This window comes from Chitinophaga sp., assembly GCF_035564935.1.
GTDB lineage: Bacteria > Bacteroidota > Bacteroidia > Chitinophagales > Chitinophagaceae > Chitinophaga.
In genome coordinates, this window is the sequence record NZ_DATMTE010000320.1 from 1 (window position 1) to 2,234 (window position 2,234).

At 42.8% G+C, this 2,234-nt stretch carries 1 protein-coding gene and 1 pseudogene; both read left to right on the forward strand.

Features of this window, described 5'->3' with window-relative positions; all coding sequences use genetic code 11:
* A pseudogene (locus tag VN105_RS08585) lies at positions 1-537 on the forward strand (SusC/RagA family TonB-linked outer membrane protein); the annotation flags it as partial.
* 17 nt (positions 538-554) lie between these two features.
* Positions 555-2,234, forward strand: a 1,680-nt coding sequence (locus VN105_RS08590) for a SusD/RagB family nutrient-binding outer membrane lipoprotein (protein ID WP_325639871.1), incomplete at its 3' end; no start/stop codon positions are given.

Genomic DNA, 2,234 nt, shown 5'->3' on the forward strand with positions numbered 1-2,234 from the left:
AACCGCCTAACAGGCGTAGGGCAACTGGAAAACACTATGAAGTACCGGGATGAGGAGAATGGTGGATTGGCATACTACATCAATGCCAGTGATCAAAAAGTTCCTTGGCAACATTCACAGGCAGCGCCGGCTCAATCCAAAGATGGAAAAGTATATCACGATGGCCTTATCCTACCTGGAGTTAAAGTAGATGATAATGGAAAATATGTCAATAATGACATTATGACGAGCGCGTCTTCATATTACGGTACTTATGCTAATGACCTTGCTACTTCTTTTCCACCGGACCGCTTGTTTGAAAACAACTACATTAAAGTTAGGGAAGCAGCCCTTTCCTATACATTGCCTGCATCGATGGCGAAAAAAATTAGAATGCAAAGACTTACCATTACTGCGGCTGCCCGAAATCTCTTCTACCTGTATAAATCCATCCCGAATATTGATCCGGAAGGCGCACTGGGTGCAGATGTATTTGTAGAAAATACCATCTATCCAACACAACGAACTTACTCTCTGGGATTAAATGTGGCTTTCTAATGTATAAAATGAAAAAGATGAAAAAAACATACTTATATATTATTCTACTGTCTGCCTCCTTCCTGGGTGCCTGTAAAAAAGACCTGGAAGATCGGTTCTATGACAAGGATAAACTCACCGGAGGTGGCACTGATATAGTGCCAGGGTTGTTCACTGATCTGCTCACAAACAACAAAATTTTTGCGCAGGATTATGGAGAATGGTATTACCTGCTAAATGGCGGGACCAGTATCACAGGGTATGAACAAGTAGCGCAGCGTTTCGTGTCTTATCGCTACGATTGGTTCTCCACCTATAAAGATCTGACCACCGGTAATGGCTTTGATGATTCTCCTATTAATGGGCAGCCATTTTTTCAGCATAGCTACACTCGTCTGAAAAACTATGAGGAAATCGTAAATACAGTAGCAGCCCGCGCAGGTCAGGATAAAACAGATGGAGATATTTATGTGAAACTGGCAAGTTTTATTAAATGTTACCAAAGCGCAAAACTGGTAGACTTTTTTAATGCTATTCCATACTCAGATGCCTTCCAGGGTTCTAAAGGCTCGGCTCAGTACTTATTCCCTAAATACGATGATCCCAAAACTGTTTATCAGTCTATTATCGCTGAATTGGGAACATTGGTAGATGAGCTGCCGGCTACTTTTTCGCAAATGTCCGCTTCCAGCCAGGAACTTTTTAAACAACAAGATATCGCTTTCAGTGGTGATATTAACAAATGGGTAGCTTTTATCAATTTTACCAGGCTGAAATTACTGGTAAGGATCGCCGGTGTAGAAGAAGCATACGCTAAACCGTTGATCCAGGCTGCATTGGCGAAGCCTTTACCACAAACAGACCTTTACTGGTTCTATTGGTATGATATCGTACCTACCGGTGGTGGAACATGGATCCGTGGTGTGTATGAAAATACCTTCGCCAGTTTTATCCCGAATATTATTATGAAAAGGCTGAATTATGGTACGCCTGCTTACCAGGAAGGCATTGACGATCCACGCTTACCGGTGCTGGCTATGCCAACAAAGTATATGGATTACCGCGGTGTATCTGCCAATATTGAAGAACAAACCGCGTTGTACGACGGGGGAGAAAGATATTATCCTTATGCAGATAATATCGCTTCCACGTTTTCTACAAATGCAAAATCAACTTATAACCATGCTACTTTCCACCAGAATGCGAAAATGCCCGTTTATATGAGTTCACTGGGAGAACAGGATCTGCTGCTGGCGGAAATTGCATTGAAAGGATTGGCTAACACAGGTAAGTCGGCTGAAGAGCATATCAAAGATGAAGTAACCCACTCCATTGCTTTCTGGTATACTATTAATCAGTTGAGCAACTATGCAAAAACGTTGATGACACCCGAGCAAACAGCTTTGGTATATCCTGGCAGACCTTCAGCAGCAGTGATCAGCGCATGGGGCGATGTAATTAAAGCCAAATTCGCCGCTGCTCCCACACAGGACGATAAAATGGAAATCCTGATGCAGCAGAAATATATCCATCTTAACCTTTACCAGCCTTACGAACTCTGGGCTGAGCTAAGAAGAACACGTCATCCGAAACTGGAACCGTTCACCTGGCATAGTTCTGTATGGAAACCAATGCCGGAGAGGGTCCGTTATCCAACTATCGAGCTGACAAATAACCCGGATAACTTCAAAAAAGTAGCCGGTGAAAATAATTTAACC